The following is a 25135-nucleotide window of genomic DNA, read 5'->3' as shown; positions in this document are numbered from 1 at the left end:
TCAACCGGCCGGATGCCACGCGCCGCGCTCGGTGAGCACGTCGCGAAGGACGTCCGGCCGGTCGGTGACGATGCCGTGCACGCCGAGGTCGAGCAGCCGCCGCATCACCGGTGCGTCGTCGATCGTCCAGGTGTGCACCTCGATGCCGGCGCGCCCGGCCGCGCGAAGGAACGCTTTGTCCACAATGGTCAGCCAGCCCTGCCGGATGGGAACCTGCGCCATCGCGCCCGCGGTCAGGAAACCCAGCGGCAGTAGGGGAGCGAGGCCCCGCGCCCACAGCGCGGCGGCGGAGCGGGGACCCATCGACGTCAGCAAGCGCGGCCCGGCGAGCTTGCGCAGCTTCGCAAGGCGGCCGTCGGAGAACGCCGCGGCGGCCACCCGGTCGTAGGAGTTCGTCTTCGCGAGCGTGCGCAGGAACGGCTCGACCGCGGCGTCCGTTTTGACGTCGACGTTGAAGCACGCGTTCGGAAGTTCCTCGAGGAGGTCTTCGAGCCGTGAGAGCGGCGCCTTCCCGCCGATCTTGACCTTGCTCAGTGCGGGCCAGCTCTGCGACGCGATCGTGCCCTTGCCGTCGGTCGTGCGGTCGAGCGTGGCGTCGTGGTGCACGACGACGACGCCGTCCGAGCTGGCGTGCACGTCGGTCTCCAGGTACCGGAAGCCTTCGTCGACGGCACGCCGGAACGCGGGCAGCGAGTTCTCCAGTCCCGCCAGCTCATCGAGATGCCACCCGCGGTGCACGAACGCGCGGGGGTGAGGGTCGGCGAGGTACGGATGGGGCTGGGTCACGTGTCCAGTGTGCCTTGTCGGCGTGGCCGCGGCGTGAGCTGAGCATGGCCGGTTAGGGTCGTGTTCGTGAGAGGACTGGCAGAGCGCGCCGATTCGTCACTTGACGAAACGGGGCACAACCGGAAGCGGTCGGGGCGGCACTGCGGCTGGTGCGGCCTGCACCTGCCGGAGGGCGCGAACATCGGCAGGCGCAGGCGGTACTGCGGCCAGTCGTGCCGCCAGCGCGCCTACGAGCGCAGGGCCGCCGTGCAGCGGACCGGCCTGCCCGAGGACGCCGTCGTGCTGTCCGCCACCGAGATCGCCGAACTCCAGGACCGGTTGTTCCAGCTCCGCTGTGCCGCGGAGGACGTGGTGACCGCGGCGGACGACGGCGCGGAGCCGGGTGAACTCCGGCGGATGGCGGCCGAGTTGGCCGAAGCAGCCAAGGACCTCGAACAACTTCGCTAATCCGACGTCCAGCCACGCACGGTAGAAACGTCACGGTGACGAAACAACGCCGAGCTGGGGGGTAGCGAGAGGAGGGTTCTCGCTGAACTTCACCATTGTCGGTGAATGTCGAACATGCCTGCGCTACGTTGTCCAAGATCACGAACGTGATCCAACGCGATGGTAAATGCCCCTGGGGGCGTTGGAAGGACGACATGAGCGGCATGCGAAAAATGGCGAGCGCGGCACTCGCGGCGGCTGGAGCCGCGGGCCTGATGGTCGCGGGTGCGACGGGCACCGCCTCGGCGGCACCCGTCGCACCACAAGGGGGAACCTGCCAGTACGCCTACTGCCTGATCGAACGCGGCAACCCGCCGTGGGACGAGCAGACGTGCGTCGGCACCGCGAGCTACCGCTACGTGGACCTGTTCCAGGTGCACCCCGGTTACAACTGCTACTGGGAGTCGAACAACACCTGGGCGATCTACGCCGAGAACGGCGCGCCGATGCCGTAGCGGCAGACGCGCGCTGAGCAGTGGTGCGGCGTGGCCGGAGCTGACTCCGGCCACGCCGCATTCTGGTGTTCGGCCGGGTTCGCGACCACCGGCAACCTAATGCCGATAATGTACATTATGTTAAGTAAGATGTGACGAGGCTTCCTGGTGCAGGCAAGGCCTCTGCTTCAGCCTTGGTCGGTCGCGAGTAGCTGCAGCGTGCTGTCCAAGACGGTGGCGAAGCGATCGAACGTGTCGGCGCGCAGCGAGACGAAGCAGCGGGTGCCCTCGAACCTGTGATGCGTCAGTCCTGCCTCGCGGAGGATCTTCATGTGGTGGCTCAGCGTCGACGGGCCGACGTCCACGGTGAACTCCTCGCGCTGGTGCTCCGTGCGGTCGGCGAGCACGGTCATGATGCGCAGCCGCGCCGGATCCCCCAGCGCGGAGAACACTCGCGCGAGTTGCACGTCTTCGAGATCGGGATGCTCGGGCTGCCGCGGCATGTGCGCAGTTTAACATGATTCGAAGTTCGATGATGTTCGATGTACCGTGGTCGGCGACGACCCCGTGCGGGACGGGGCACCCAGCGGAAAAGGTGGCCGATGACGACGGGATCCACGGCATGGACCGCATTGCGTCTCCGGGAGTCGTTGCTGCCCAACCGGGTGTGGCTCTCCCCCATGTGCCAGTACTCCGCGGACGGCTCCGGCGCCCCCACCGACTGGCACCTCGCCCACTACGGGGCCAGAGCGGCAGGCGGCGTCGGCATGGTGATGGTCGAATGCACCGGCGTCTCCCCCGATATGCGCACCACGAAACGGGATCTCGGGCTGTGGTCCGAACACCAGGTGCGCGGGCACCGGCGGCTGGCGGCGGCCATCAGGGCCATCGGGTCGGTTCCAGCGGTCCAGCTCGGCGCGGCGGGCCGCAAGAGCTCGCACGGCGTGCCGTGGGACAACGCCGGGACCCGGCGCCCGATCGGCCCCGAGGACGGCGGGTGGCGGCCACTCGCGCCCTCCCCGATCCCGTTCGCCGGGCTCGGTGTCCCGGCCGAAATGACCACAAAGGACGGAACGCGGGTGCTCGAGGACATCGAGCGTGCCGCCCGCAACGCCCACCGCGCGGGCTACGAGGTCGTCGAACTGCACGGCGCGAACGGATACCTGCTCCACGAGTTCCTTTCCCCGCTGGCAAATCACCGCGTCGACGAGTGGGGCGGCGATCTGGAGCGGCGGATGCGGTTCCCGCTGGAGATGGTGCGGGCGATCCGCGCGGGATGGCCGGCGGACAAGCCGGTCATCGTCCGGCTGCCCGCCGCGGATCTGCACGAGGGCGGCCTGACCGCGGACGAGGCGGCGTCCGTCGCGAGCCGGATGGCGCGGGCGGGCGTCGACATGATCGACATCAGTTCCGGCGCGCTGACCCCGGGGGCCCTCCGCATCGAGAAACCGTTGCACAACGCCGAATACGGGCCGCGGTTTCGCGCGGCGGGGGTTCTCACCGCGGCATCGGGACTGGTTTCCGAAGCTCGCCACCTCGACGAAGCGATCCCGGATCTGGTGGATGCGGTGTTGGTCGGCAGGGCGATGCTGCGCGACCCGTACTGGGCACTGCGCGCGCTCGACGCCGAGCCGCACCGGTCGTGGCCGCGGCAGTATCATCGCGCGTTCTGACGCGTACGAACTCGGGGGTGGATCCGTGGTGGACGTCGACTGGGTGGCGGAGCTCGGCGATCAGCTGGACTGGCACTGGCGTGAACGGCTCAGGCCGCGGCTGGCCGGCCTGAGCGACGAGGAGTACTTCTGGGAACCGGTCCCCGGCTGCTGGACCCTGCGGCCGCGCCGCGAGGAGAGCGAGATCGGCGGCGGGCGGCTCACCGTCGACTACGCGTTCCCCACGCCGGAACCGGCGCCGGTCACCACGATCGCCTGGCGGATGGCGCACCTCACCGTCCACGTCCTCGGCAAGCGGGCCGAGACGCAGTTCGGCGGTCCTCCCGTCCAGTACGACACGTTCCCGTTCGCCGCAACCGCCGCAACGGCGCTGAACCAGCTCGATGCGGCTTACGACGCGTGGTCGTCCGGGCTCCGGGCGCTCTCCCCCGTCGACTTGGCCCGCGTCGGAGGCGCGGCGGAAGGGCCGTTCGCGGATCGACCGCTGCCCGCGCTGGTGCTGCACATCCACCGCGAGGTGATCCACCACGGCGCGGAAATCGCTCTGCTGCGCGATCTGTACCTGCGCAGGCGCCCCTGAGTCCACTATGGATGGATCGGGTAGGCCCGTTACCAGTACTGGTGGCGTTTTCCGTCGGTGTCGGCGATGAAGATGACCGCGTCGGCACCGGCCAGCTCCGCCGGGTCGAGCGGGAGGTGGCCGGGCACGATCGGCTGCCCCTTGCCGATCGACGGAGCGAGCGCGGCGCGCAGGTCCGCCGCGGGGAACAGCGCGCGGCGTGTGGTCGCCCCGGCCAAGGCCCCTTGGAGGGTGCCCGGATCGCTGGCGGGGTTGGCGTCGGTGGCCACGAACGCGTACCGCTCCCCCATGGTGAGTTCGACGAGCGCCCCGGCGCTGCACCAGCTCACGTCGCCGATCGCCGTGCCGGGCTGTGCGCGCTGGAGGTGGACGTTGTGCGCGAACACCAGCGTGGGCCCGCGTCCCTGCTCCGCGGCGACGATCGCGTGCAGGTTGTCGGCCATCATCTCGGTGCGGACGCTGAGCATGATCGCGACGCGGTCGGGCCCAGTGCTGGCCATGGCGGCGTGGTAGCGCAGCAGGCCTTGCGCGGTGCGTGCGTGTGCGACGGCGTTGGCGTACCCCGCGGGATCGGCGGAGTGCAGGCCGGGTGCCGCGCGGCGCAGCGCGCTGACGAGGTCGTCGGCGACGATGCGCAGGGCGCGTGCGCGGTCGGAGTCGCCAATGGACAGTGCGGGGTCGAACGTGGCTGCCTCGTTGGTCCAGTCCTCATCGTCGCCGAGCAGCGCGTCTAGGTCATGGGCGGATGCGGGGCGCAGCGATTCGGGCAGGTGGTCGGTGACGGCAAGGAGTGCGTGCCGCGGGCTCGGCGCGCTGGTCGTCTCCAGCGGCGCGTCGAAGCCGCGGAAGCGGACGCGGTCGTGCGGCGGGCGTTCGGCGTTGTGGGCGCGGAGCCATTCGACGAGTTCGCGGTTGCCGGGGATGCTGCCGAACCCGTGGCTGAACCCGGTCTTGAGCACGTCGTCGAGTTCCGCTGCTCCCCCGGCCACGTAGTCGTCGACGACGGACGCGGCGAAGATGTCGGTCTCCAGCGCGATCGACCGGTATCCCCTTTCCGCGAGGTGGGCGAGGAGTTCGTTGCGCAGCAAGGGAAATGCCTTGATCCCGTGGGTCGGCTCGCCCAGTGCGAGCAGGGTCGGCGCGGTCCGTGCCGCGAGTAGTTCGTCGATCGCACGGCCAAGGCTCGGCTGGTCGTCGAGCTGGTGGCCGATCCCGCGCAGTGCGGTGGCGGTGGACATGCGCACCCCTTCCGTTTGAGTAATCTCCTTTGACGATATCGTTGAAGAATCGAGTGGAACTTCGGCGAACTTCTACCTCGTTTATGGGTGTGGAAGCCTCAAACGGAGGTGCAAGCTGCGTCCCATCGACCTCGCCAGGGAGCACGGGTTGTCCGCGCAGGCGATCCGCAACTACGACGACGCGGGGGTGTTCCCGCCGACCGAGCGCAGCGAGACCGGCTACCGCCGTTACACACCCTTGCACGCGCAGGCGTTGCGCGCCTTCCTCGCGCTGCGTGGGGGCCACGGGCACCAGCAGGCCGTGGAGATCATGCGTTCGGTGAACCGGGGTGACACCGAGTCCGCCTACCGGCTCATCGATGCCGCGCACGTCGCGCTGCTCGCGGAACGCGACACCAGTGCGGAGGTGGCGGCGGCCCTCGGCGCGCTGTCCACGACGACGCCGAGCCAGGCCACCGGGCGGCCGCTGACCGTGGGCGAGCTCGCGCGCCGGATCGGCGTGCACCCGGCGACGCTGCGCACCTGGGAGGCGGAGGGGATACTGCGGCCCGAGCGCGGCCGGGCGACCGGTTACCGCGAATACGGGCCGGACTGCGTGCGCGATGCCGAGATCGCGCGGCAGCTGCGGCGCGGTGGGTACCTGCTGCGCCAGGTCGCCCAGTTCCTTCGGTCGTTGCGCGAGGCGGGCGGGGCGGATGCGCTGGGCGTTTTCCTCGACTCCTGGCGGGATCGGCTGGCCGCGCGCGGCCGCGCCCTCCTCGCGGGCGCGGCGCAGCTGCACGCCTACCTCACGGTGCTGGATCAGCCGTAGATCTGGACGATGTGCTTTCCGCGCACCCCGCCCGCCTCCATCGCGCGGTGCGCTTCGGCGATGTCCGACAGGGGGTGGACGGTGTCGACGACGGGCCGGATGGCGCCGCTGTCGACGTACCGGGTGAGTTCGGCGAAGAGGTCGTGCTTGGGGTTGCCGCTGAAGAACCGGACGCGGCGTGGACCGTGCACAGTGGAGGCGAGGATGTAGGCGATCGATGGGAGCGGGTTCTTGGTGTCGAAGGCGATGGCGACCATCCTGCCGCCGGGAGCCAGGAGCCTGCGGTAGGCGGCGTGCTCGGTGCCGGCGGTGTCCAGGATGACGTCGAAGGTGCCGAGGGTGGACGGGCTCGCGGTGGTGTAGCTGAGCGCTTCGTCCGCGCCGAGTTCGCGTACGAAGTCCAGGTTGCGGGGGCTGGCGAGCGCGGTCACGTGGGCGCCGACCGCTTTGCCGAGCTGGACGGCCACGCTGCCGACGCCGCCGCTGCCGCCTCGGACGAGGAGCCGCTCCCCCGGCTGGAGCCGGGCTTGGGTGCGCAGTGCGGTGATCGCGGTCGTGCCGACGGGGAGGGACACCGCGTCGACCAGGGATATTCCTTGGGGTGCGAGGGAAATCTGTGCTGGCCGGACCGTGACGTATTCGGCGGCGCTGCCGAACCGGCCACGGGGCAGGGTGCCCCAGACCCGGTCGCCCTTCGCCGGGCCCTTCACCGCGGGGCCGACCTCGGTGATTTCGCCCGCGAAGTCCAAGCCGACGCGCTGCGGGAACTTGCGGCCGGTGAGCAGCCGTACCCGCCCCGCCCTGGCGGAGATTTCGCCCCCGTTGATGCTGACGGCGTGGACCTTGACGAGCACCTCGTCCTGTTTCGGGGTCGGAACGGGCACCTTGCCCTCGTAGAGGACATCGGGCGGGCCGTAGCTGTCGAAGAGTGCTGCGCGCATGTCGTTCATCTGGCGTCCTGTCTCGTGCGTGTTTCCGTTCAGTGGCGTCAACGCGAGATCCGGAGGACGCGTTTCCGTTCTGGCTGAAGTGAGAAACATGTCCGCGCAGTCGTCTCAGAAGGCGGAGAACACTTTCAGGCCGGGGGCACGAGCGCGAAGTAGCGGTCGAGCACCGCCTGGTCGCCGGTGGCGGTGAGCCGGTCGGCGGGGATCCGGTGCCAGAGGAAGAGCATCAGGTCGGAGGTGGTCGCGGCGAGTTCGACGTCGGCGTGGCCATCGGTGAACGCGACACCGCCGGGGTCGAAGCGGACGGTCCAGGCTTCCTCGCGGTCGGTCGCGCGGAACCGGTACCGCTCACCCCGTCCCGGTTCCGACGGCGCGTCATGGCGCCGTTTCGGCACCATGACCTCGAAGTTGTGCCTGATCGCGTCGGCGGCGAGCGCGGCGTCGATGGGCTGGGCCGCGGTGACGGCGTTTTCGATGTCCCACCGGTGGACGGCCGCTTCGATGGCCTGCGTCCGGAGCCAGAACCCGGCCGTCTGGTCCTCTGCCCAGGACCAGACCCGTTCGTCGTGGGCGGCGCCGTGGAACGCCGATTCGAGCGCGCCGATTCCCTCGGTGAACCAGTCGAGCAGGGTGGGCAGGACGGGACCTTCGCTGGGCGTGCCGTCGAGGGATGGCCAGCCGGTGCGATCGTCGGGCAGGCCGACGAACGACGGGTCGGCCTCGTCGGGTGGCTCGAGCAGGTGATTCGCGACGAGGTGGGTCACGTACCGGTGCACCCAGCCGAGATGGGCGACGAGATCGGACACCGTCCACTCTGGACAGGACGGCACGACCGGGGCGTCACCACCGTCGGCAGCGGCACGGGCCACCGATTCGAACGCGTGCACCTCACGCCGCAGGTGCGGCAGCAGATCCATGCCGCTACCTTGCCACGCCCGCCGCGATGTCGGGAGCGGGACGGTAGCAGCCTACGCCGGGAGCCCTCCCCGGACGGCGCGGAACGATGGCAGGTGCGTCCCTACGTCGATCGGGAGGTCAAGATGGATGTCGAAGTAGTGCGGGTCAAGCAACCCTACGAGGCTCCTGCCGTCGTCGAACTCGGAAGCTTCGCTACCGAAACGGCGCTGAACACCTGGGGCAACATTTCCGAGGTTCAATACCCCTATGTGTTCTCGTTGCCTTGATCATTCCTCGTAGTGGGTCTTGTCAAGCATTCCGGGTTCCCCGGGTTTCGGCTCGGGGAACCCGGAATGCGGTTCGTGGCAACACTTTGGGAGGAGTCGTGAAGAACAGAGCACTGAAGGGGAACGTCTCCCAAGCGGACACCGAGTACGGGCGAGTACTGCTGGATGAAGTGAAAAGTCGTTACTGGCACGTCAATCCGACGGCGGCGCTGGTGCTCGACGTGCTCGGTGCGGGCGGCACGGCGGAGGAGGCGGCGCGCCGGATCGTGCACCGGTTCGAAATCGATGAGAAGACCGCGCTGGCCGATGTTCGCGACACGATCGACACATTGCGCGAGCGGGGGCTGCTGGCGTGAGCCAGGTCCTGCCCGAAATCCCCACCCGCACTGGATTGGGTGGCGAGATCGTCATGGCGCTCGCGCTGGTGTCGGCGAGAATCCTCAGCAGGCAGTCGCCGCGCCGCCTTCGCCGCGTGCTCGGCAGGGTCGCCGCCGGGACGCGGCCGGCGAGTTATGCGCAGGCCGCACTCGCGCGGGACCAGATCCTGACGTTCAGTCCACGGTGCCGTGCCGGGAACACCTGCCTGCCGAGGTCGATCGCGGTGCTGCTGGTATGCCGTGCCCGCGGTATCTGGCCGACGTTGTGCGTCGGCGTCATCGCCACCCCGCCGTTCCGGGCACATGCCTGGATCGAGGTCGACGAGCAGGTCGTCGGGGAGCCGGTGGACAGCGCGTTCTACCGGAAGTTCTTCAGCGTCCCGTGCGGAGGATCTGACGGGCAGGTCAGGTACTTCTGAACAGCCGGTCCAGCTGCACGTCGATCGCGGCGAGCGCGTCCTGGGGCTCGATCACGTCGAGTTCGATCAGGGGCGTGAAGCCGGTGAGGGCGAGGAGCAGGTTGGTCTCGGTCGCCGGGTCGCGGCCGGAGTCGATGTGCCCGTCGGCGATCGCCTGGCGGACCAACTGCTCGACGAGGGCCCGCCCTTGGACGAAGCCGCGGCGGGCCTGCTCGTGCACGACCTCGTCGTGCAGTGCCTCCAGGACGTAGGCGGCGCTCATCCGGCTGGTCGCGCGGGCCTCGGCATGCAGGGGGAGCATTTCCGCGAGCGCCAGTCGCAGCACGTCACGGGGGTGCGGACGGTCGCCGAGCTTTTCGAGCCCCTGGCGTACGCGCGCCGAGGTCTGCTCGGACGCGAAATCCATGGCGAAGGAGAGCATGGCGGTCCGGGAGGCGAAGTAGTGCTGCAGCTGCCCGAGTGACATGCCCGCCTCCTGCGCCACCACGCGCATCGTCAGCTGTGCGACGCCGCGCTGCTCCACCACCCGCCACAGTGCGCGGGCGATCGCTTCGCGGCGTCCGCGGTGGTCCACCTGTTTCGGCATCGCAGGCCCCTCCCTCGTACCCCGGGACTGTTCCAATACAGTTGACATAATACACCTGACCCATAACTCTGGAGGCCAGTCGAGGGAGGGAGTCGTCCTGTCCGAACAGCCGAAGGTACGGACCACGGAAGGCGTGGTGCAGGGGCTCTGGCGGCACAGGCACGCGGTGTTCCGCGGTATCCCTTACGCCCAGCCCCCGGTCGGAGCGCTCCGCTTCGCCGCGCCCGCGCCGCCGCACCGCTGGGAGGGCACGAGGCAAGCCGTCGAGTTCGGCCCCGTGGTGCCGCTGTCCCTGCCGATCGACGTGCCCCCGCAGGGCGACGACTGGCTGACGCTCAACGTCGGCACTCCGGACCCCGGCGCGGCGGGACTGCCGGTGCTGGTGTGGATCCCCGTGGGCGGTTACCTCTCGGCGGCGTCGAGCGATCCGATGTACGACCCGGCGGCGCTGGCCGAGGCGGGAGTCGTCGTGGTGACCATCAACTGCCGCGTGGGCGCGGAGGGATTCGCGTTCCTCGACGACGTGCCGCCCAACCGCGGATTCCTCGACCAGATCGCGGCGCTGGAGTGGGTGCAGCGCAACATCGCCGCCTTCGGAGGCGACCCCGGCAGGGTCACCGTGGGCGGGGTGTCCGCCGGGGCTGGCTCGGTCGCCGCCCTGCTGACGATGAAGTCCGCGCGCGGCCTGTTCCGGCGGGCCATCGCCCATTCGGTGCCGGGGCTGCACAGCACCCCCGCGCTGGCACGGCAGGTCAGCACCGCGTTCGCGGACCGGCTCGGCGCGGCGGCCCCCACCGCCGAGGCCCTGCGCGACATCGACCCATGGCACCTGGCCGCCGAGCTCACCTCCTTCAACGCCGGCCTCCACGCGCACCGGGAGAGCTGGGGACGCCTCACGGAGACCGGCACCGCGCTGTGCCCCGTCGTCGACGGCGAGGTCCTCCCGGAAACGCCCTGGCCCGCGCTGACCGGCGCACGCGCGAGCGGGACCGAACTGCTCGTCGGCCACACCCGCGACGAATTCCGGTACTTCAGCGTCATGAGCGGACGGCACGGCACCTTCACCGAGGAGGACGCCCACGCGGTCCTGGAACTGCTCGCCCCGCGGCCGGGCGGCGCGCGGGCCTACCGTGCCGCGTTCGGCCAGGCGGGCCCGGAGGAACTGGTGGAGACGGTGTACTCCGACGCCCTCTTCCGCATGCCGTCACAGAAGCTGGCCGAGGCGAACGCCGCAGCCGGCGGCACCTCGTACCTGTTCGAACTGTGCTGGGTCGCCCCGGCCCTCGGCGGCATCCTGGGCGCCTGCCACAGCCTCGACGTGCCCCTGGCGTTCGGCACGCTGAACAGCCCCGTCGGCACCCAGCTCATCGGCGAGGACCCCACTCCCGAGGCCGTCGCGCTCTCCCGCGAACTCCAGGAAGCATGGGTCCGCTTCGTCACCACCGGCGACGCGGGCTGGTCCGCCCACCGGCCCGGCGGGTACCTCACCCGCGTCCTGGACACCGAGTCGAAGACTCTGCCCTACCCCGAACAGGCATCCCGCCAGATCTGGGAAGGCCACTCCCCTGTCCCCTTCGATCTCTCCGAGACGCCATCCAGCCCCCGCCGACTCGGCTGACCATCGGTCCAGGTCAACGGCTATTCCATTGGATGTTCCGCGAGACGTCCAGCGACCCTCTGATGAACAGCGCGAGGTTGACCGCCTCGTTCAACGACGTGTCCGGCAGTTCCAGCTCGGTCGGGGTCGCCGCTGCGGTGAACTCGGCCATGTCGATCCAGCCCGACTCATCGAGGCCGGAGCTTTCGCACAGCGTCAACACGTCCCGCCGGTGGGCCCGGAATCCCCGCATCAACTGCTCGCCCCCACCCGTTTTGGTCACCCTCCGGAGGAACGCGTCGGGCAGCAAGCCACGCATAGCCGCCTTCATGAGCGGTTTCCATTCGACCGGCGTGACCCGCTCTTCGCGCCGCACCGCGAGACAGGCTTCCACCACACGGTCGTCCAGCAGCGGTGCCTCGTGGCTCACGCCGAACCGCGCGCCCAGCTGGGCACTCCCCCGGACCATTCGTGCGGCGTCGCGTATCTCCGACAGCTCGTGGTGCTCGGCCCGATCCGCCCCGATGGGGTCGGCGTCTCGCATGGTGCGCAGCATCGCTTCGCTCAGCATGTCCTTGGCGGCAGCCGACAACCAGGACGGGAACCGGGGGGCCAGTGCCCAGCCGCAGAGCATTGCCCGCGTTCCGCCGGGTGCTGCGGCGGCAGCGTTCCTGATGATCCTGGCCGACCATGCCCGGTAATCGCTTCGATCGCACAGCGCTCGCAGGGTGGCCCATGGCGAGTGCCCGTCGGTGACGTGCAGGGCACGCGCGCGGCGCCAGGCCGGCAGGGGCTTGCGGGCGAAGAGGGCGTGGTCCCAGCTCGCCGAGCCGCACAGAACCTGATCACCGCCGAGTCCGTTGAGGTGGGTCCGCACACCGTGCGACGCGTCGTATCGGAGCTGGTGGCCGATACGCGGTGCGCAGAACAAACTCTGCGTCGGCTCGTCCACGCGATCGATGACCTCGAGCAACCCGCCGTAAAAGTCGGGCATGGTGTCCGTCGACTCGACGACGTGGTCGCGGACCCCCGGCATGACCGGCAGCGCCCGGCGCGCCCACAGGAGGTCTTGACGTCCCCCGGGGTCGTTGTTGTAACTGGTCTTGACGATGACACCGGACGGACTCCGCGCGGCGAAGTAGCACACCGGGGTGGAGTCCAGCCCGCCGGAGAGATCGCACGTGACGAGGCCGTCCGCGGTCCTGGCGCGCACGGCCTCGGCGAGCGCGGACCGCAACTCCGCCGCCCCCTCCGCTCGGGACAGCTCCGGTGGCGGACGCCGCCACCAGGTCCTGGTCGCCCAGCCGCGGCCGTCGGTCTCCACCATGAGACAGTCATGTGCGGCGACGGCGGATACGCCGGACCACAACGGAACGTCCGACAGCGGATGCGGAAGACCGCGCACCAACCGCATCGCCACCGCGGTGTCGTCCACGGGAAGGCTCCCGAGTTCGGCGAGCACGTCCATCCGGTCGCCGATCACCCGGATACCGTCCATGACGACGTGGTACACGCGATGCATCCCGCTGGCCGAGCCCTGCGCGTAGACACGACCGTCGAACGAGCCGACCACGTGGTACGCCCCGGCGAAACGGTTCGACACGCGCGCCAAATCGGCGATGTCCCGCGAACGGTCGCACACCCGACCGAGATCGTGACAGGTCGCCGTGGTGGTTCCCAGCAGCGCGAGGCGTCGCTGTCCCTCAGCGTGGATTGTCAGCTGCTTCCGCGGCATCGTGCCGAGTAACCAGGGGCGACCGGAGTGGTGCCTGGCCAGGACCGGGATTCCGCCGGTCCGAACCCCCAACTCCTCAGGAAGGGCGCGGTCCGGCAGGACCAGGAAGAACGACGGGCGTGGGACGGATCGGTTCCCCACGGCATACCCCCGTGTCACGGTCGACGAGTTGTGGTTCGTTCCCGTGACAACGAATCACGACTCGTGGGGGACCGGTCCCGGAACTCACGCCGGACGTGGTTCCGCGCAGCCGGTGTGCAGGTGCCGCGTTATCCAGTGCAGGAGCGGGATTCCCAAGACGGCGCCGGCGGCGATCACCATCCAGGGCAGCCACGCGGCGACAGCGAACAGCGCCACCACCGCCGGCGCCAGTACTCCGGCGATGGTGAAGGCGTATTGGAAAGCCGCGAGATAACGCCCCTTCGCCTCTGGTGGGGCCGCGCTTTCGGCCAGTGCGTTGACCCGTCCCGCGCGGACCAAATTGGCCGCGACCAGCAGAAGTGTGCAGCCGAGCAGATACGCGGGCCGGACACCGGCCGGAAGCACCAGAGCCGCGGCGCCGGCGAGGCACCAACCGACGACGATCACCGCGGCGAAGACCATGGCCGTGGTCCGCGAGAGGCGCCGCGTCATCCGCAGGGCCAGTGTGGCGGCAGCGCTGCCGAGCGCGGTCAGCAGCGCGAGCGCGGCACCGGGCACCCACGCCGGCGTGTGGAGGATGTCGAAGGCGTAGACCGGGAAGCCGACCAGGAAGAAGTCGGTGTCCAGGGCGAACAGCGTGGTCACGACGATCAGGCCGAGATACGGCGGATCACGCAGCACTCTGCTCGCCCTCGGACGGACTTCTCGCGTCGCGGCGTCCATCGCGGCCCGACGAGGTGCCGGCGTGGGGAGCCAGCACAGCAGCAGCACTGCCGCGACGACGTAGGTCGTCGCATCGATACCGATCGCGAGCGTGTACGCGGTGGGGCCCAGCCCGGTCAGCAGCGCGCCCACGGCCAGCGCGCCGATCCCGAACGCCGCGCCCCGGACGGCGCCCACCACGGTAAAGGTCCGATCGGTCGATCTGTCGCCTGCCACCTCGGTGATCAGGGTGAACATGGAGCTGTAGAACAACTGCAACCCCGCCGACCGCATCGCCGCACCCACCGCGACCAGCACCACCCCGTGCGCCAGCAGGTATGTCACGGATCCGGCCAACTGCACGAGCTGCCCCGCGACGACCACCGCACGGGCGCCCACCCGGTCCACGATCGCCGCCGACACGGCCGGCACCACGAGACCGGCCATGGTCCCCACCGTCATCGCCACACCCGCTTGCGCCACCGGCAACCCCACGACCTGCGTGGCGTACACCAACGACAGCGGCAGAAACAATCCCGACCCGAAGTTGTCGACGCTCAGCGCGACCATCAACGCCGCACGGCTTCGAGCGATCTCCCCAGAACGTATCGTCATCGGCGATCAGGATGCCATACCGACCGGCGACGGGACGCCGTTCCCGAAGAACTGAAGTCCACAATGGACAATTATCGGGCGTTACTCGGGTGGCGTGGCGGGGAGCGCGAGCAGTTCGGCGAGGAGATCGGTCCGCAGGTCTTCCGCGGTGGTGTCGAGGGCGATCCGGTGCACGCGGGCGAGCCGGGCGAGGGCGTCGTCGCGGTCGGCCAGCACGGTCGCGGCTTGTCGCCGGTGTTCGGTGAGTTCGGCGGCCAGTTCCCGCGTCTGTTCCTGGGCGCTGGTCAGCGCCGCCGAGGCCGTGGCGGCGTCCGTTCTGCTCTGGTGAACCGCGTCGCGCAGCTGCTGTTCGAGCTCTCGGGCGTGGTCGCGTTCGGCGTCGAGGTCCGCGGCGGCGCGGTCGAGCCGGGCGACGAGCTGCTGCTGGGCATCGACGGCCCGTGTGCGTTCGCGGTCGAGCGCGTCTTGGACGGCGTCGCGTTCGGCTGTTGCCACGCCGAGCTGTTCGGTGCGCTCGGCGAGCTGGGCGGCGAGCTTCTCCCCCTTGGCGCGTTCGGTGCGAGCTTCCTCGGCGGCGGCGCGCGCGTGTTCAGCGGTCGCGGCCGCGGACGCTTCGGCGCGGGCTTGGTGCAGTTCGGCCTTCTTCGCGTCGGCTCTGGCTGCCTGCTCGGCTCGTTCGGCGTTCTCCCGTGCTCGCTGGTGTTCCTGGGCTTCGTCCCGTGCGGCGCGGGCGTCGTCCTCGGCTTGTCGTGCCCGGTCCTCGGCAGCCTGGCGGTGTCCGTCGGCTTCGGCGGCGCGTTCGTCGGCGGCGGTGGCGCGGGTCAGGGACGCGGCTACCTCGTCCCTGGCCGAGGCCGACACGGTTTCCAGTGAGCGTTGGAGTTCGCTCAGTGGTGCGGCCAGGCCGTCGGCGAGGTCGGCGAAGGCGGCGGTCGCGTCCTGCAGGGCCGCCTGCGGTGCCGAGTCGCCGAACGCCTCGCGCAGGGCCTGGTCCGCGGCCGCGAGCTGCTTGCAGCTCTTCCCGCCCTGCCACGACCGGTCCGGGCAGAACTCCACCGGCCGTCCGCCCTTGGGGCCCGGCGGCGGCAACGGCTGGCGGCAGCGTCGGAACGCGCACAGCGCCCGTTCCGAGGGCTCCGTGGTGGTCGTCTCCAGCATGCCACAAAGCATAGCTTGAAGGTTACATAACTAGATACCTGGGTTTAGATTTTCAAAACCATAAGCTAAGTTGGCTACAGAACAGATCTTTTGTTGCTAACCTTGATCAAGACTGATTCGGCGACAGAGAGTGATTTTGCTGGTGACTGAGCGTGCGACTTCGGGGGCGACCGAAGCTGCCGGGTACCCGGCGAAAACTGGGCGGGCCCTCGCCGCCGACGTGGACCTGTGGCCCGGTGTCGACGATCCCGCGGCCCTGCTCGGCCACATCACGGACTGGCTGGCGGGCTACGGCAACCACGCCACCCGACGCACCTACGCCGAAGGGCTCGGACTCCCCACGCGGCCCTCGGACATCGACGCCTGGGAGCAGCCGAGCCGCGGCGGCGAGTGGACGAGCGTGCTCGCGCGCTACCAGGACGTTCTGCGCATCGACGCGACGGAGAGCCGGGCGAAGCGGCCCGGTCCCCCACCCGCCGCGCCGGGACGGCTGCGCCGCTGGCACTGGTTCCGCTGGTGCGCGGCCACCGGCGTCGATCCCCGCGCCGCGACCTCGCGGCACGTGAAGTCCTGGCTCGACGCACTGGCCGGTGCCGACGCGGCACCGGCGACCCGCGACCGCATGCTCGCGACCGTCAAGGCGCTCTACGCCTACCTGGCCGAAATCGGCGTCGTCACCGCGAACCCCGCCGCGCTGAACCGGCGACGACTCGGCCTCACCGCCGCGGCGGCCGGGACGTCGCGCACCGTCACGCTCACCAGCGCGCAGGTCCGCGCGCTCTACGCCACCGCGGCGCAACGGCGCCCGGGTGCGAGCGCGCTCGACACGCACCGGGCGGTCGCGGTGATCGCGCTGTTCACCCTCGGGCTGCGCGTCAGCGAACTGTGCGGCCTCGACCGCGCCGACCTGCACGTCACCAGGGGAAGGCGCGCACTGCGAGTGCACGGCAAGGGCGGCAAGGACCGGATCGTCTACCTCAGCGGCCCCGCCGACACGGCGCTCACCCGTTACCTCGTGCTGCGCGACGACACCGGGAAGGCCACCGGCGCCGCGGTGACCAGGCGGCAACGGGGAACCCGCGCCGACACCACCCCGCTCCTGTTGACCAGGACCGGGCGCCGCTTCCAGCGGCAGGCGATCTGGCAGCTGCTGCGCCGCGTCGCGGCCGCCGGTGGCGAAGAACTGACCGCGATCGCGGGCGCCCTGCATCCCCACGCCCTCCGCCACTTCTACGTCACCACCGCCGTCGAGGCCGGTGCCCAGCTGACGCACGTCCAAGCGGACGTCGGCCACAGCAGCATCGACACCACCCAGCAGACCTACGACCACGCGGCCCGCGATCCGGCCCGCAGCGCCGTGGATCTGGTCGCCGACACCTGGCACGGGACGGAAGAGCCGATACCGTCGGACGCGTCTCGCACTGGAGGGAAGCACTGATGCACATCGGACCCGTCATCGCCGTGACCGATCTCGACCGGGCACGCGAGTTCTACGAGGAGAAACTGGGGCTGGCCGGAGAGGAGGCACCAGGTGGCTGGCTGCTCCGCGGCAGCGAAGGCACGGTGATCTACCTGCTCGCGAGCGTATCCGATGCGGGATCGCCGAGCTGGCCGGTGGCCAGCATCCGCGTCGACGACGCCAACGAGACGGTGCGAACCCTGCGCTCCCGCGGGGTTCCCTTCCTCGGCAAGGACGATCTGCCCTTCGCGCTCGACGAGGACGGCGTTTCGGCGGACACCTCCGGCATCCGGGTCGCCTGGATGCGGGACCCTGACGGCTCCGTGCTCACGATCTTCAGCCGGACTCCCGCGGCCTAGCCCTGAGGAAGGCGACCGCCGCCCGGAAAGTTCTTCGAAGAAATTCCGGGCGGCGTTGTCGGATCGGCGCGGTGGCGTTCGTAGCAGGGGTGAAGCGGCCCGACAGGGGCGGCGCCAAGGGCGGAGGAACCGCGATCATGAAGCTGACCACCATGGCCAAGGTCACCATCGACGGCGTGGTGCAGGGAGACGGCGGAGCGACGGAAGAGGACCGCAGGAACGGATTCGAACGCGGCGGATGGGCCCTCGGGCGCGGCGACGCCGACACGCATTCGTTGATCAAGCAGACCTTCCAGCGCGCCGACGCGTTCCTGCTCGGCAGGCGTACCTACGAGCTGTTCGCCGCCTCGTGGGGATCCTGGACGGAACACCACGTGCCTGACTGGGAGCCCGTCCGGCGGGCGTTGAACACCCGGCCCAAGTACGTCGCGTCGACCACGCTGACCGATCCGGCGTGGGCGGGCACCACGGTCCTGTCCGACGATCTCGCGGCCGCCATCGCCGAGCTGAAAGCCAAGCCCGGCGGAGAGCTGCACGTCCACGGCAGCGGCACCTTGATCCGGTGGCTGCTGGAGAACGGCCTGGTCGACGAGATGACCCTGCTCGTGGTCCCGGTGATCCTCGGCCAGGGCACGCGCTTGTTCCCGGAGACCGGCCCGGACCTCGCGCTCGACCTGATCGACTCACGGGTCGACTCGAAAGGCGTGACGACGCAGGTCTTCCGGCCTGCCGGACGCCCGCGGTACGCGCCGGCCCGGTAGACCACACCGTCCCGACACCACAGGAGAGGATCTTCAGATGCAGTACCTGGTTTCCGTGATCGATGACAAGGAAAACCCCGGCAGCACCGACAGGCAGCCCGCCATCAGCGCGTTCAACGAACGGTTGATCGCCGACGGCTACTGGGTTTTCGCGGGTGGACTCGCGGACACCGCCACGGCCACGGTGATCGACAACCGGGGCGAGCAGGCGGTGGTCACCGACGGGCCGTTCGTGGAGTCCAAGGAGTACCTCGCCGGCGTCTGGGTGTGGGAGGTCCCCGATCTGGACGTGGCGCTCAAGCTCGCGACCGAGGCGTCGAAGGCCTGCGATCGGAAGATCGAGGTGCGGCCGTTCCAGTGAACGACGTCGAAGAGTCGATCACCCGCGCCCACCACGAGGAGTGGGCCCGGGTGGTCGCCGCACTGACCAGGCGCTTCGGTGACCTCGACATCGCCGAAGAGGCCGCGGCCGAGGCGTTCACTGCCGCCGTCGAGAAGTGGCCTGCCGACGGCGTGCCGCCCAACCCCGGCGCGTGGCTGACCACCACCGCCACCCGCCGGGCCATCGACCGGATCCGGCGCGAGACCAAGCGCGACGACAAGCACAAGGAGGCTCAGCTGGTGTACGACGACGACCCGCCGGAGCCGCTCGGTGCCATCGACGACGACCGGCTCCGGCTGATCTTCACCTGCTGCCATCCGGCGCTGGCGACCGAAGCGCGCCTGGCATTGACGCTGCGGATGGTCGGTGGCCTGACCGTGCCCGAGATCGCCCGCGCCTTCCTGGTGGCCGAAAGCGCGCTGGGGCAACGGATCACCCGCGCGAAAGCCAAGATCAAGGCGGCCCGCATCCCGTACCGCGTGCCGTCGGCCGAGGACCTCCCTGCCCGTCTCACCGGCGTGCTCACCGTCCTCTTCCTCGTGTTCAACGAGGGCTACCTGGCGACCGGTCCCGACACCGATCCCATGCGCCACGAGCTGACCGCCGAAGCGATCCGCCTCACTCGCCTGATCCGCGCACTCTTGCCGGACGATGGTGAAGTGGCCGGGCTGCTGGCGCTGATGCTGCTCACCGAGGCCCGCCGTCCAGCCAGGGTGTCGGCCAGTGGTGAGCTGGTCGCTCTCGACGAGCAGGACCGCGGGGCCTGGGACACGGGCATGATCGCCGAGGGCCACCAGCTGGTGCGCGAGCGTCTCGCCGCCGGAGTGGCGCCGGGCCGCTACCAGATCCTCGCCGCGATCAACGCCGTGCACACCTCCGCCCGCGACGTCCGCGACACCGACTGGTCACAGGTCCTCGCCCTCTACGACCAGCTCGTCCGCCTCGACGCCTCGCCGGTCATCGCCCTCAACCGGGCCATCGCCGTCGCCGAACTCGACGGCCCGGAAGTGGCGCTGGCGGCCGTCGACCGTCTTGAGCACAGATTGGCCGGCTACCACCCCTACCACGTCACCCGCGCGGATCTGCTGCGCAGGCTGGGCCGCGGCAAGGAGTCCCGTGCCGCCTACGACAAGGCCATCGAGCTGGCGGGCAACACCGCCGAGACCGCCTACCTGACCCGCCGCCGCGACCAGCTGGGGTAGCCGGTGTCAGGCGACCGTCACTCCGCCTTCGGTGGAGTCGGTGGAGCGGCTGAGTTCCTCCCAGGCGTCGATGTCGTCCTGGACGCGTCGGCGCCCGGCGGCGACCAGGCGCAGCGCGTCCGACCCGAGCAGAAGGTGCACGGGAGGCTTCTCCACGTCCAGGAGGGCGAGGATGGCGTCGCCCGCGCGATCGGGGTCGCCAATGCCCTGACCCGCGAGGGCCTGGCGGCGGCTCCGGATCGGGTCGAACAGCGCGTCGTAGTCGGCGATGCCGCGTGGCGCGCGGACCAGCGACCGGCCAGCCCAGTCGGTTTTGAACGCGCCGGGGGCCACGGCGGTGACCCGCACGCCGAACTGGGCGACCTCTTGGGCGAGGGTGTCGGTGATGCCTTCCATGGCGTGCTTGCTGCCTTCGTAGAACGCCAGCCCGGGGAAGGTGGTGTGCCCGCCCATCGAGGTGATCACGAAGATGTGGCCGCCGCGCCGTTCCCGCATGCCGGGCAGGACCGCTTTCACGGTCGCCACCGTGCCGAACACGTTGACCTCGAACTGGCGGCGCAGCTCGGCCATCGACGATTCTTCGAAGGTGCCTTCCAGCCCGTAGCCCGCGTTGGCCACGAGCACGTCGATCGGGCCCAGTTCCGCTTCGGCGGCCCGCACGGTGGGGTCGATCCGGTCCGCGTCGGAAAGGTCGAGGATGAAGGCGCGGACGCGGTCGGGGTCCAGTGCCCGGAAGGCGGCGGCGTGCTGCTCGGTGCGCACGGTACCGGCGACCCGGTGCCCGGCCGCCAGTGCCCGTCGGGCGATGGCCAGTCCGAGCCCGGTGCTGACGCCGGTGATCAGGAATGTCTTGCTCACTACGGATTTCCTCTCGTGGATGGGATCGGCCGGGCACGACGACATCGACCTCGCGGGCAGGGCGGGGTCGTGGCGGGATGGCCCGGTTCGGGCAGCGGTCAGGACTCGGCGGTGTCCTTGGCGGCCGCGGGTTCGCTGCTCCAGCTGGCCAGCAGTCGCAGGCGCTCCTGTGACGGCGAGCCGGACGGCGCGGTGTAGACGACGAGCGATTGGCCGGCGTCGGCGACCGAGGTGAAGATCTCGTACTGCAGTTCCAGGTCGCCGACGACCGGGTGGTGGAGGCGTTTGAGGCCGGTGCTGCGTTCCTGGACGCGGTGTTCCGACCACCACGCCGGGAACTCGGGTGAGCGCATCATCAGCTCACCGATCAGGTTGGCGATGTGCTGGTTCCGCGGCTGCGCGGCGGCGGCCAGCCGCAACCCGTGCACGTAGTCGCGGGCGACGCGTTCCCAGTCGCACCACACCAACCGAGCGCGCGGATCCAGCAGCGTCCAGCGCGCCATGCTGCGTTCCCGGCGCGGCAGCTCGGCCACATCGGGGAACAGCAACGCCCACAACGCGTTCCCGCCGACGACGGTGAGGTTCTGGTCGCTGACGAAAGCAGAAGCCAGCTCCATCGACTCCAGCACCTGCCGCAGTGCGGGCCGTAGCCGTGACGAGTGCTCGGCCCGGTCCTGGCGCCCGGCCGTGGTGCCCGCGAGGGCGAACAGATGCCGCCGCTCGATGTCGTCGAACCGCAACGCGTCGCCGAGGGCGTGCAGCACCTGTTCGGACGGCTGCCTGGCGCGGCCCTGTTCCAGCCGGGTGTAGTACTCGGCACTCACTCCCGCCAGCTGCGCGACCTCGCCGCGCCGCAGACCGGATACCCGGCGCCCGCCGCCGAACTCGACCGGCAGGCCGATCTCGTCCGGCTTGAGTCCGGCGCGGCGCGCCCGCAGGAACTCGCCCAAGTCGTTGTTGCGCATGCCCTGAGTCTGCATCGCGCCCAGTCGATCACCAACGGCTTAGCTGGCCCTGCCAGTACTACACCAGCGGGTCGGCTAGTGGAGAGGTGCTTTTTCGGCGTACTGCGCGATTCCGTCGCCGAAGGACCAGTCGATCGGCTCGTTTTCGGTGACGGTGACGAACACGTTCCGCGGTTCGGTGCCCGCGTACTCGTGCGCCAGTTCCGCGATCCGCCGGTACAGCGCCTGCTTCAGCGCGGGCGTCCGCCCGGATCGCATCGTGATCGCGACGAACACGAGGTCGTCGTCGCGGTGCACGCCAAGGTAGCCGTCGTCGTAGCGCAGGGTGCTCCGCGCGCCGTCGTGCCCGGTCAGGACCTGGAACCGGTCGTCGGCCGGGATGCCGATCGCCTCGACCAGCGCGTCGTGCACGGCGCGGCCCAAGGCGTCGAGGCGGTCGGGGTCTGCTCGCAGTGCGTCGATCCGAACGAATGGCATGGGGGTGGTGCTCCTTCCGAGCGGTTGTCTGCCGTACATACTAGTAGGTACAACCGCTCGGAAGGCAACTACGCCGCGGCGCGCTCGGCCAACGGGCGGCGCCTCCTGGCGACGTCGGTCAGCGACGCCGGGCTCCACGCGGCGTCGACGTGGTACTGGTCCTTGCCCGGCGGCACGATCTCGTCGATCCGGTCCATCGTCTCGTCGTCCAGCACCAGTGACGCGCCTTTCAGGGAGGATTCGAGCTGGGCCATCGTGCGCGGCCCGAGGATCACCGACGTGACGGCGGGATGCGCCACGACGAAGGCGATGGCGAGATCCGGCAGCGAGCACCCGAGCTCGTCCGCGAGCTGGGCGAGCTTCTCCGTGGCGGCCAGCTTGGCCGCGTTCTCCGGGAGCGCTGGATCGAACCGGCCCGGGTTGAGCGCCGGGCGCCCGCTGGTCAGGTCGACCGGCTCGCCCGCGCGGTACCGCCCGGAGAGCACGCCCCACGCGAGCGGGCTCCACGCGAGCGGGCTCCACGTCAGCACGCCCATGCCGAGCCGCTGGCACGTCGGCAGGACGGATCGTTCGACGCCCCGCCCGAGCAACGAATACGGCGGCTGCTCGGTGCGGAACCTCGGCAGGCCACGGCGTTCGGCCACGTAGTGCGCTTCCAGGATGTCCTCGACGGGGAACGACGAGCAGCCGAACGCCCTGATCTTGCCCTGCCGCACGAGATCGCCGAGCACGGACAGGGTTTCCTCGACATCGGTCGTGTGGTCCGGCCGGTGGACCTGGTACAGGTCGATCCAGTCCGTCCTGAGGCGCCGCAGGCTTTCCTCGACGGCGCGCACGATCCAGCGGCGCGAATTGCCGCCGCGGTTCGGCCCTTCGCCGCCGACCGGGAAGTGCACCTTCGTCGCGAGCACGACGTCGTCTCGGCGCCCGTGCAGCGCCTTGCCGACGATCTCCTCGGATTCGCCGTCGGAGTACATGTCGGCGGTGTCGACGAAGTTGATCCCGCCCTCGAGCGCGGTGTGCAGGATGCGGGCGCAGTCGTCGTGGTCCGGATTGCCGACGTGGCCGAACATCATGGTGCCGAGGCAGTGGGCGCTCACCGTGATCCCGGTGCCGCCCAGCGTGCGGTAGTTCATGGTCATGGCGCAGACGGTAGGAACTAGAGTCGGCTCTAGATCAAGGGGAAACCGCCGACGGCACGGGTCCCGCTCGCCTAAGCTGCCGCACATGCCTGAGGTCGCAACGAGTCTGAGCATCGGCGAAGTCGCCGAACGCACGGGGCTGAGCGTGCACGCGCTGCGGTTCTACGAGCGCGAAGGGCTCTTCGTGAACCCGGTGCGCCGCAAGGCGGGCGGGAACCGGATGTACGCCGTGGAAGACGTCGAATGGTTGCGGCTGTGCGTGGTGCTGCGCGCGTCGGGAATGCCGCTGCCCGCGATCCGCCGGTATGCCGAGTTGATCCGCGACGGCGTGGGCAACGAGAAGGAGCGGCTGGCGCTGCTGCGCGAACACCAGGACCGCGTGCTCGCCCAGATCGGCGAGCTCAACCGGAGCCTCGACCTGATCGGGCACAAGGTCGCCGTCTACGAGGACGTGCTGTCCGGTGTCGAGCACGTGTGCGAGATTTCAGCGAGGTGAGCGGGCGGCCCGTTCCTCGAGGTATCGGCGTTCGGGCTCGCTTTCGGTTCGGGCGGCGGCCAGCGCGTAGTGCTCGGCGGCCTCCGATCGGCCCGCCTTCTCCAGCAGGTGCGCCCGCACGACCTCGGCGCGGTAGTGCTCGCGCAGGGCGGGCTCGCGCACCGCGTCGTCGAGTTCGGCGAGCCCGGCCGCGGGGCCGCGCACCATCGCCACCGCGACGATCCGGTTGAGCGTGACCATCGGGCCCGGCGCCACCACCCGCAGCAGGTCGTACAGGCCGAGGATCTGCGGCCAATCGGTGTCCTCGGCGCTGGTGGCCTCGTCGTGCACGGCGGCGATCGCGGCCTGCAATTGGTATGGACCACTTTTCGTGGTGGTGGCGAGCGTTTCGGTGATCAGTGCGGTGCCTTCGGCGATCGCGGTCCGGTCCCACTTGCCGCGGTCCTGCTCGTCCAACGGGACCAGCGCGCCGTCGTCGCGGGTCCGGGCGGGACGGCGCGCGTCGGTGAGGAGCATCAGCGCCAGCAGGCCGGCGACCTCGCCGTCGCCTGGCAACCGCTCCCGCACCTGCCTGGTCAGCCGGATCGCTTCCGCGGTCAGCTCGACCCGGTGCACGCTCTCCCCCGCGCTGGCCGCGTACCCCTCGTTGAAGATCAGGTAGAGCACGTGCAGGACCGCGACCATGCGCGCGGACCGTTCCGCGTCCGGCGGCATCCGGAACCGCGCGCCCGCGTTCTTGATCCGCTGCTTCGCCCTGCTGACGCGTTGCGCGACGGTGGATTCCGGGACCAGGAAGGCGCGGGCGATCTCCGCGGTGCTCAGGCCGCCGACCGCCCGCAACGTCAACGCCACCTGCGAGGACTGGGTCAGCTCCGGGTGGCAGCACATCAGCAGCAGGGTGAGCGTGTCGTCCGCCGCGGGCACCGCACCCGGTTCGACTGCATTGGCCACGACGGCGTCCTCGCGCCGCACCCGTGCGGAGTCGCTGCGCCACATCTCGGTGCGCCGCCGGGACGCGACCGTGATCAACCAGGCCTTCGGGTTGTCCGGCACGCCTTCCGACGGCCACTGCTGCGACGCGGCCAGCAGCGCCTCCTGCACCGCGTCCTCGCAGGTGTCGAACCCGCCGTGGTGCCGGACCAGCGCGGCGAGCACCTGCGGCGCCAGCTCCTTGAGCAGGGTTTCGATCATATGCCGATGCCGCTGAGGTCCACGGTCGGTCGCACCTCGACGAACCCGAACCCGGCTTCGGGAAGCAGGCTCGCGTACTCCACGGCGCTGTCGAAGTCGGCGCAGTCGACCAGGTAGAAACCGGCGAGGAACTCCTTGACCTCCGCGAACGGACCATCGGTCGCCATGGTTTTCCCGTCGCGCACCTCGATGCGCTTGCCTTCGGTGGGGAAGGCGAGCGCGGCCGAGGTGACCTTCTCCCCCGACTCGTCGAGCCGCCGGTTCAGCTCGACGTAGCCACCGGCGGCCGCCGCCCGCTGTTCCTGCGACATCTCCTCCCAGAGTCCCCGTGTGGCGGCGTTGCCGTAGATCAGGATGAGGTACTTCATGACGGC

The 25135-nt window shown here is 70.1% G+C and carries 31 protein-coding genes; 16 read left to right on the top strand and 15 right to left on the bottom strand.

The annotated features are described in order from the left end of the window. Positions 1-786: a glycerophosphodiester phosphodiesterase gene (locus HUW46_RS43060; RefSeq protein ID WP_215544393.1), complete on the bottom strand. Its 786-nt coding sequence runs from the start codon at positions 784-786 to the stop codon at positions 1-3. 75 nt (positions 787-861) lie between these two features. On the opposite strand from HUW46_RS43060, the gene HUW46_RS43055 reads away from it, so the two are divergent. Continuing rightward, positions 862-1233, top strand: a complete 372-nt coding sequence (locus tag HUW46_RS43055) for a hypothetical protein (RefSeq protein WP_442861012.1) — start codon at positions 862-864, stop codon at positions 1231-1233. A 194-nt stretch (positions 1234-1427) separates the two neighbouring features. Continuing rightward, entirely contained in the window at positions 1428-1727 is a 300-nt protein-coding gene (locus tag HUW46_RS43050) for a hypothetical protein (RefSeq protein WP_215544391.1), read from the top strand. Between the two features lie 167 nt (positions 1728-1894). Here the strand turns inward: HUW46_RS43050 and HUW46_RS43045 are convergent, their stop codons facing one another. After that, positions 1895-2209 carry an ArsR/SmtB family transcription factor gene (locus HUW46_RS43045; protein ID WP_215544390.1) on the bottom strand — a complete coding sequence of 105 codons (315 nt, stop codon included), beginning with the start codon at positions 2207-2209 and terminating at the stop codon, positions 1895-1897. Positions 2210-2308: 99 nt separating this feature from the next. On the opposite strand from HUW46_RS43045, the gene HUW46_RS43040 reads away from it, so the two are divergent. Continuing rightward, a complete protein-coding gene (locus HUW46_RS43040; protein ID WP_215544389.1) occupies positions 2309-3379 on the top strand; it encodes an oxidoreductase in 1071 nt (356 codons plus the stop codon). A 28-nt stretch (positions 3380-3407) separates the two neighbouring features. Beyond that, positions 3408-3959, top strand: a complete 552-nt coding sequence (locus HUW46_RS43035) for a DinB family protein (protein ID WP_215550455.1) — start codon at positions 3408-3410, stop codon at positions 3957-3959. Positions 3960-3988: 29 nt separating this feature from the next. Here the strand turns inward: HUW46_RS43035 and HUW46_RS43030 are convergent, their stop codons facing one another. Continuing rightward, the gene (locus HUW46_RS43030) at positions 3989-5197 is read right to left on the bottom strand and encodes an erythromycin esterase family protein (protein WP_215544388.1); all 1209 of its coding nucleotides are present in this window, start codon (positions 5195-5197) and stop codon (positions 3989-3991) included. 115 nt (positions 5198-5312) lie between these two features. On the opposite strand from HUW46_RS43030, the gene HUW46_RS43025 reads away from it, so the two are divergent. After that, positions 5313-6008 carry a MerR family transcriptional regulator gene (locus tag HUW46_RS43025; RefSeq protein ID WP_215550454.1) on the top strand — a complete coding sequence of 232 codons (696 nt, stop codon included), beginning with the start codon at positions 5313-5315 and terminating at the stop codon, positions 6006-6008. Here HUW46_RS43025 and HUW46_RS43020 read toward each other — a convergent pair. Next, complete coding sequence (locus HUW46_RS43020) at positions 5999-6949, bottom strand: NAD(P)-dependent alcohol dehydrogenase (RefSeq protein ID WP_215544387.1); 951 nt, start codon at positions 6947-6949, stop codon at positions 5999-6001. The two genes, HUW46_RS43025 and HUW46_RS43020, sit on opposite strands and share 10 nt — an antisense overlap. A gap of 134 nt (positions 6950-7083) precedes the next feature. Next, positions 7084-7872 carry a maleylpyruvate isomerase family mycothiol-dependent enzyme gene (locus tag HUW46_RS43015; RefSeq protein ID WP_215544386.1) on the bottom strand — a complete coding sequence of 263 codons (789 nt, stop codon included), beginning with the start codon at positions 7870-7872 and terminating at the stop codon, positions 7084-7086. A gap of 93 nt (positions 7873-7965) precedes the next feature. On the opposite strand from HUW46_RS43015, the gene HUW46_RS43010 reads away from it, so the two are divergent. From HUW46_RS43010 to HUW46_RS43000, 3 genes are all read left to right on the top strand, one after another. Beyond that, a complete protein-coding gene (locus tag HUW46_RS43010) occupies positions 7966-8139 on the top strand; it encodes a lasso RiPP family leader peptide-containing protein (protein WP_215544385.1) in 174 nt (57 codons plus the stop codon). A 98-nt stretch (positions 8140-8237) separates the two neighbouring features. Then, the gene (locus tag HUW46_RS43005) at positions 8238-8495 is read left to right on the top strand and encodes a lasso peptide biosynthesis PqqD family chaperone (RefSeq protein WP_215544384.1); all 258 of its coding nucleotides are present in this window, start codon (positions 8238-8240) and stop codon (positions 8493-8495) included. Continuing rightward, positions 8492-8935 carry a lasso peptide biosynthesis B2 protein gene (locus tag HUW46_RS43000; RefSeq protein ID WP_254125526.1) on the top strand — a complete coding sequence of 148 codons (444 nt, stop codon included), beginning with the start codon at positions 8492-8494 and terminating at the stop codon, positions 8933-8935. Before HUW46_RS43005 ends, HUW46_RS43000 begins: the two co-directional genes overlap by 4 nt. Here HUW46_RS43000 and HUW46_RS42995 read toward each other — a convergent pair. After that, a complete protein-coding gene (locus HUW46_RS42995) occupies positions 8922-9521 on the bottom strand; it encodes a TetR/AcrR family transcriptional regulator (RefSeq protein WP_215544383.1) in 600 nt (199 codons plus the stop codon). The two genes, HUW46_RS43000 and HUW46_RS42995, sit on opposite strands and share 14 nt — an antisense overlap. Positions 9522-9567: 46 nt before the next feature. Between HUW46_RS42995 and HUW46_RS42990 the strand changes: the two genes are divergently transcribed. Continuing rightward, positions 9568-11139: a carboxylesterase/lipase family protein gene (locus tag HUW46_RS42990; protein WP_442861011.1), complete on the top strand. Its 1572-nt coding sequence runs from the start codon at positions 9568-9570 to the stop codon at positions 11137-11139. A 13-nt stretch (positions 11140-11152) separates the two neighbouring features. Here the strand turns inward: HUW46_RS42990 and HUW46_RS42985 are convergent, their stop codons facing one another. Together HUW46_RS42985 and HUW46_RS42980 are read right to left on the bottom strand one after the other, a co-directional pair. Beyond that, on the bottom strand, positions 11153-12853 hold the full coding sequence (locus HUW46_RS42985) for an asparagine synthase-related protein (protein ID WP_215544382.1): 1701 nt from the start codon (positions 12851-12853) through the stop codon (positions 11153-11155). A 225-nt stretch (positions 12854-13078) separates the two neighbouring features. Continuing rightward, entirely contained in the window at positions 13079-14230 is a 1152-nt protein-coding gene (locus HUW46_RS42980; protein WP_442861010.1) for an MFS transporter, read from the bottom strand. Between HUW46_RS42980 and HUW46_RS48660 the strand changes: the two genes are divergently transcribed. Beyond that, a complete protein-coding gene (locus HUW46_RS48660; protein WP_254126729.1) occupies positions 14142-14366 on the top strand; it encodes a hypothetical protein in 225 nt (74 codons plus the stop codon). The genes HUW46_RS42980 and HUW46_RS48660 overlap by 89 nt on opposite strands. Positions 14367-14392: 26 nt before the next feature. Here HUW46_RS48660 and HUW46_RS42975 read toward each other — a convergent pair whose 3' ends face one another. Beyond that, entirely contained in the window at positions 14393-15469 is a 1077-nt protein-coding gene (locus tag HUW46_RS42975) for a response regulator receiver protein (RefSeq protein ID WP_215544380.1), read from the bottom strand. 142 nt (positions 15470-15611) lie between these two features. On the opposite strand from HUW46_RS42975, the gene HUW46_RS42970 reads away from it, so the two are divergent. The 5 genes from HUW46_RS42970 (at position 15612) to HUW46_RS42950 (ending at position 19632) form a co-directional block, all read left to right on the top strand. Next, entirely contained in the window at positions 15612-16907 is a 1296-nt protein-coding gene (locus tag HUW46_RS42970; protein ID WP_215544379.1) for a tyrosine-type recombinase/integrase, read from the top strand. Then, complete coding sequence (locus HUW46_RS42965; protein ID WP_215544378.1) at positions 16907-17287, top strand: VOC family protein; 381 nt, start codon at positions 16907-16909, stop codon at positions 17285-17287. Before HUW46_RS42970 ends, HUW46_RS42965 begins: the two co-directional genes overlap by 1 nt. Positions 17288-17424: 137 nt before the next feature. Beyond that, a complete protein-coding gene (locus HUW46_RS42960; RefSeq protein WP_215544377.1) occupies positions 17425-18048 on the top strand; it encodes a dihydrofolate reductase family protein in 624 nt (207 codons plus the stop codon). A gap of 37 nt (positions 18049-18085) precedes the next feature. Then, a complete protein-coding gene (locus tag HUW46_RS42955) occupies positions 18086-18409 on the top strand; it encodes a YciI family protein (protein ID WP_215544376.1) in 324 nt (107 codons plus the stop codon). After that, entirely contained in the window at positions 18406-19632 is a 1227-nt protein-coding gene (locus HUW46_RS42950; protein ID WP_215544375.1) for an RNA polymerase sigma factor, read from the top strand. The genes HUW46_RS42955 and HUW46_RS42950 overlap by 4 nt, the downstream gene beginning before the upstream one ends. A gap of 6 nt (positions 19633-19638) precedes the next feature. Here the strand turns inward: HUW46_RS42950 and HUW46_RS42945 are convergent, their stop codons facing one another. The 4 genes from HUW46_RS42945 to HUW46_RS42930 all read right to left on the bottom strand — a co-directional run bounded on the left by HUW46_RS42945 (position 19639) and on the right by HUW46_RS42930 (position 23068). Next, positions 19639-20490: an oxidoreductase gene (locus HUW46_RS42945; protein WP_215544374.1), complete on the bottom strand. Its 852-nt coding sequence runs from the start codon at positions 20488-20490 to the stop codon at positions 19639-19641. Positions 20491-20588: 98 nt separating this feature from the next. Beyond that, positions 20589-21455: a helix-turn-helix transcriptional regulator gene (locus HUW46_RS42940; RefSeq protein WP_215544373.1), complete on the bottom strand. Its 867-nt coding sequence runs from the start codon at positions 21453-21455 to the stop codon at positions 20589-20591. Positions 21456-21530: 75 nt separating this feature from the next. Further along, positions 21531-21932 carry a tautomerase family protein gene (locus HUW46_RS42935; RefSeq protein ID WP_215544372.1) on the bottom strand — a complete coding sequence of 134 codons (402 nt, stop codon included), beginning with the start codon at positions 21930-21932 and terminating at the stop codon, positions 21531-21533. Between the two features lie 68 nt (positions 21933-22000). Next, positions 22001-23068: an aldo/keto reductase gene (locus HUW46_RS42930; RefSeq protein WP_215550451.1), complete on the bottom strand. Its 1068-nt coding sequence runs from the start codon at positions 23066-23068 to the stop codon at positions 22001-22003. A 91-nt stretch (positions 23069-23159) separates the two neighbouring features. Between HUW46_RS42930 and HUW46_RS42925 the strand changes: the two genes are divergently transcribed. Further along, positions 23160-23570: a MerR family transcriptional regulator gene (locus tag HUW46_RS42925; RefSeq protein ID WP_215544371.1), complete on the top strand. Its 411-nt coding sequence runs from the start codon at positions 23160-23162 to the stop codon at positions 23568-23570. On the opposite strand, the gene HUW46_RS42920 is transcribed toward HUW46_RS42925, so the two are convergent. Together HUW46_RS42920 and HUW46_RS42915 are read right to left on the bottom strand one after the other, a co-directional pair. Further along, positions 23559-24761 carry an RNA polymerase sigma factor gene (locus HUW46_RS42920; protein ID WP_215544370.1) on the bottom strand — a complete coding sequence of 401 codons (1203 nt, stop codon included), beginning with the start codon at positions 24759-24761 and terminating at the stop codon, positions 23559-23561. The two genes, HUW46_RS42925 and HUW46_RS42920, sit on opposite strands and share 12 nt — an antisense overlap. Next, entirely contained in the window at positions 24758-25129 is a 372-nt protein-coding gene (locus HUW46_RS42915) for a YciI family protein (protein WP_215544369.1), read from the bottom strand. Before HUW46_RS42915 ends, HUW46_RS42920 begins: the two co-directional genes overlap by 4 nt. Positions 25130-25135: the final 6 nt, after the last annotated feature.

The sequence above is a fragment of the Amycolatopsis sp. CA-230715 genome, assembly GCF_018736145.1.
Taxonomy (GTDB): Bacteria; Actinomycetota; Actinomycetes; order Mycobacteriales; family Pseudonocardiaceae; genus Amycolatopsis.
This window is presented reverse-complemented; position numbering and strand designations above follow the sequence as displayed.

Coding starts and splice junctions, on each gene's coding strand:
- HUW46_RS43050 (WP_215544391.1), top strand. CDS start 1,428: ATGAGCGGCATGCGAAAAATGGCGAGCGCGGCACTCGCGGCGGCTGGA.
- HUW46_RS43045 (WP_215544390.1), bottom strand. CDS start 2,209: ATGCCGCGGCAGCCCGAGCATCCCGATCTCGAAGACGTGCAACTCGCG.
- HUW46_RS43040 (WP_215544389.1), top strand. CDS start 2,309: ATGACGACGGGATCCACGGCATGGACCGCATTGCGTCTCCGGGAGTCG.
- HUW46_RS43030 (WP_215544388.1), bottom strand. CDS start 5,197: ATGTCCACCGCCACCGCACTGCGCGGGATCGGCCACCAGCTCGACGAC.
- HUW46_RS43020 (WP_215544387.1), bottom strand. CDS start 6,949: ATGCGCGCAGCACTCTTCGACAGCTACGGCCCGCCCGATGTCCTCTAC.
- HUW46_RS43015 (WP_215544386.1), bottom strand. CDS start 7,872: ATGGATCTGCTGCCGCACCTGCGGCGTGAGGTGCACGCGTTCGAATCG.
- HUW46_RS42995 (WP_215544383.1), bottom strand. CDS start 9,521: ATGCCGAAACAGGTGGACCACCGCGGACGCCGCGAAGCGATCGCCCGC.
- HUW46_RS42985 (WP_215544382.1), bottom strand. CDS start 12,853: ATGCCGCGGAAGCAGCTGACAATCCACGCTGAGGGACAGCGACGCCTC.
- HUW46_RS48660 (WP_254126729.1), top strand. CDS start 14,142: ATGGTCCCCACCGTCATCGCCACACCCGCTTGCGCCACCGGCAACCCC.
- HUW46_RS42975 (WP_215544380.1), bottom strand. CDS start 15,469: ATGCTGGAGACGACCACCACGGAGCCCTCGGAACGGGCGCTGTGCGCG.
- HUW46_RS42965 (WP_215544378.1), top strand. CDS start 16,907: ATGCACATCGGACCCGTCATCGCCGTGACCGATCTCGACCGGGCACGC.
- HUW46_RS42960 (WP_215544377.1), top strand. CDS start 17,425: ATGAAGCTGACCACCATGGCCAAGGTCACCATCGACGGCGTGGTGCAG.
- HUW46_RS42955 (WP_215544376.1), top strand. CDS start 18,086: ATGCAGTACCTGGTTTCCGTGATCGATGACAAGGAAAACCCCGGCAGC.
- HUW46_RS42940 (WP_215544373.1), bottom strand. CDS start 21,455: ATGCGCAACAACGACTTGGGCGAGTTCCTGCGGGCGCGCCGCGCCGGA.
- HUW46_RS42935 (WP_215544372.1), bottom strand. CDS start 21,932: ATGCCATTCGTTCGGATCGACGCACTGCGAGCAGACCCCGACCGCCTC.
- HUW46_RS42930 (WP_215550451.1), bottom strand. CDS start 23,068: ATGAACTACCGCACGCTGGGCGGCACCGGGATCACGGTGAGCGCCCAC.
- HUW46_RS42925 (WP_215544371.1), top strand. CDS start 23,160: ATGCCTGAGGTCGCAACGAGTCTGAGCATCGGCGAAGTCGCCGAACGC.
- HUW46_RS42920 (WP_215544370.1), bottom strand. CDS start 24,761: ATGATCGAAACCCTGCTCAAGGAGCTGGCGCCGCAGGTGCTCGCCGCG.
- HUW46_RS42915 (WP_215544369.1), bottom strand. CDS start 25,129: ATGAAGTACCTCATCCTGATCTACGGCAACGCCGCCACACGGGGACTC.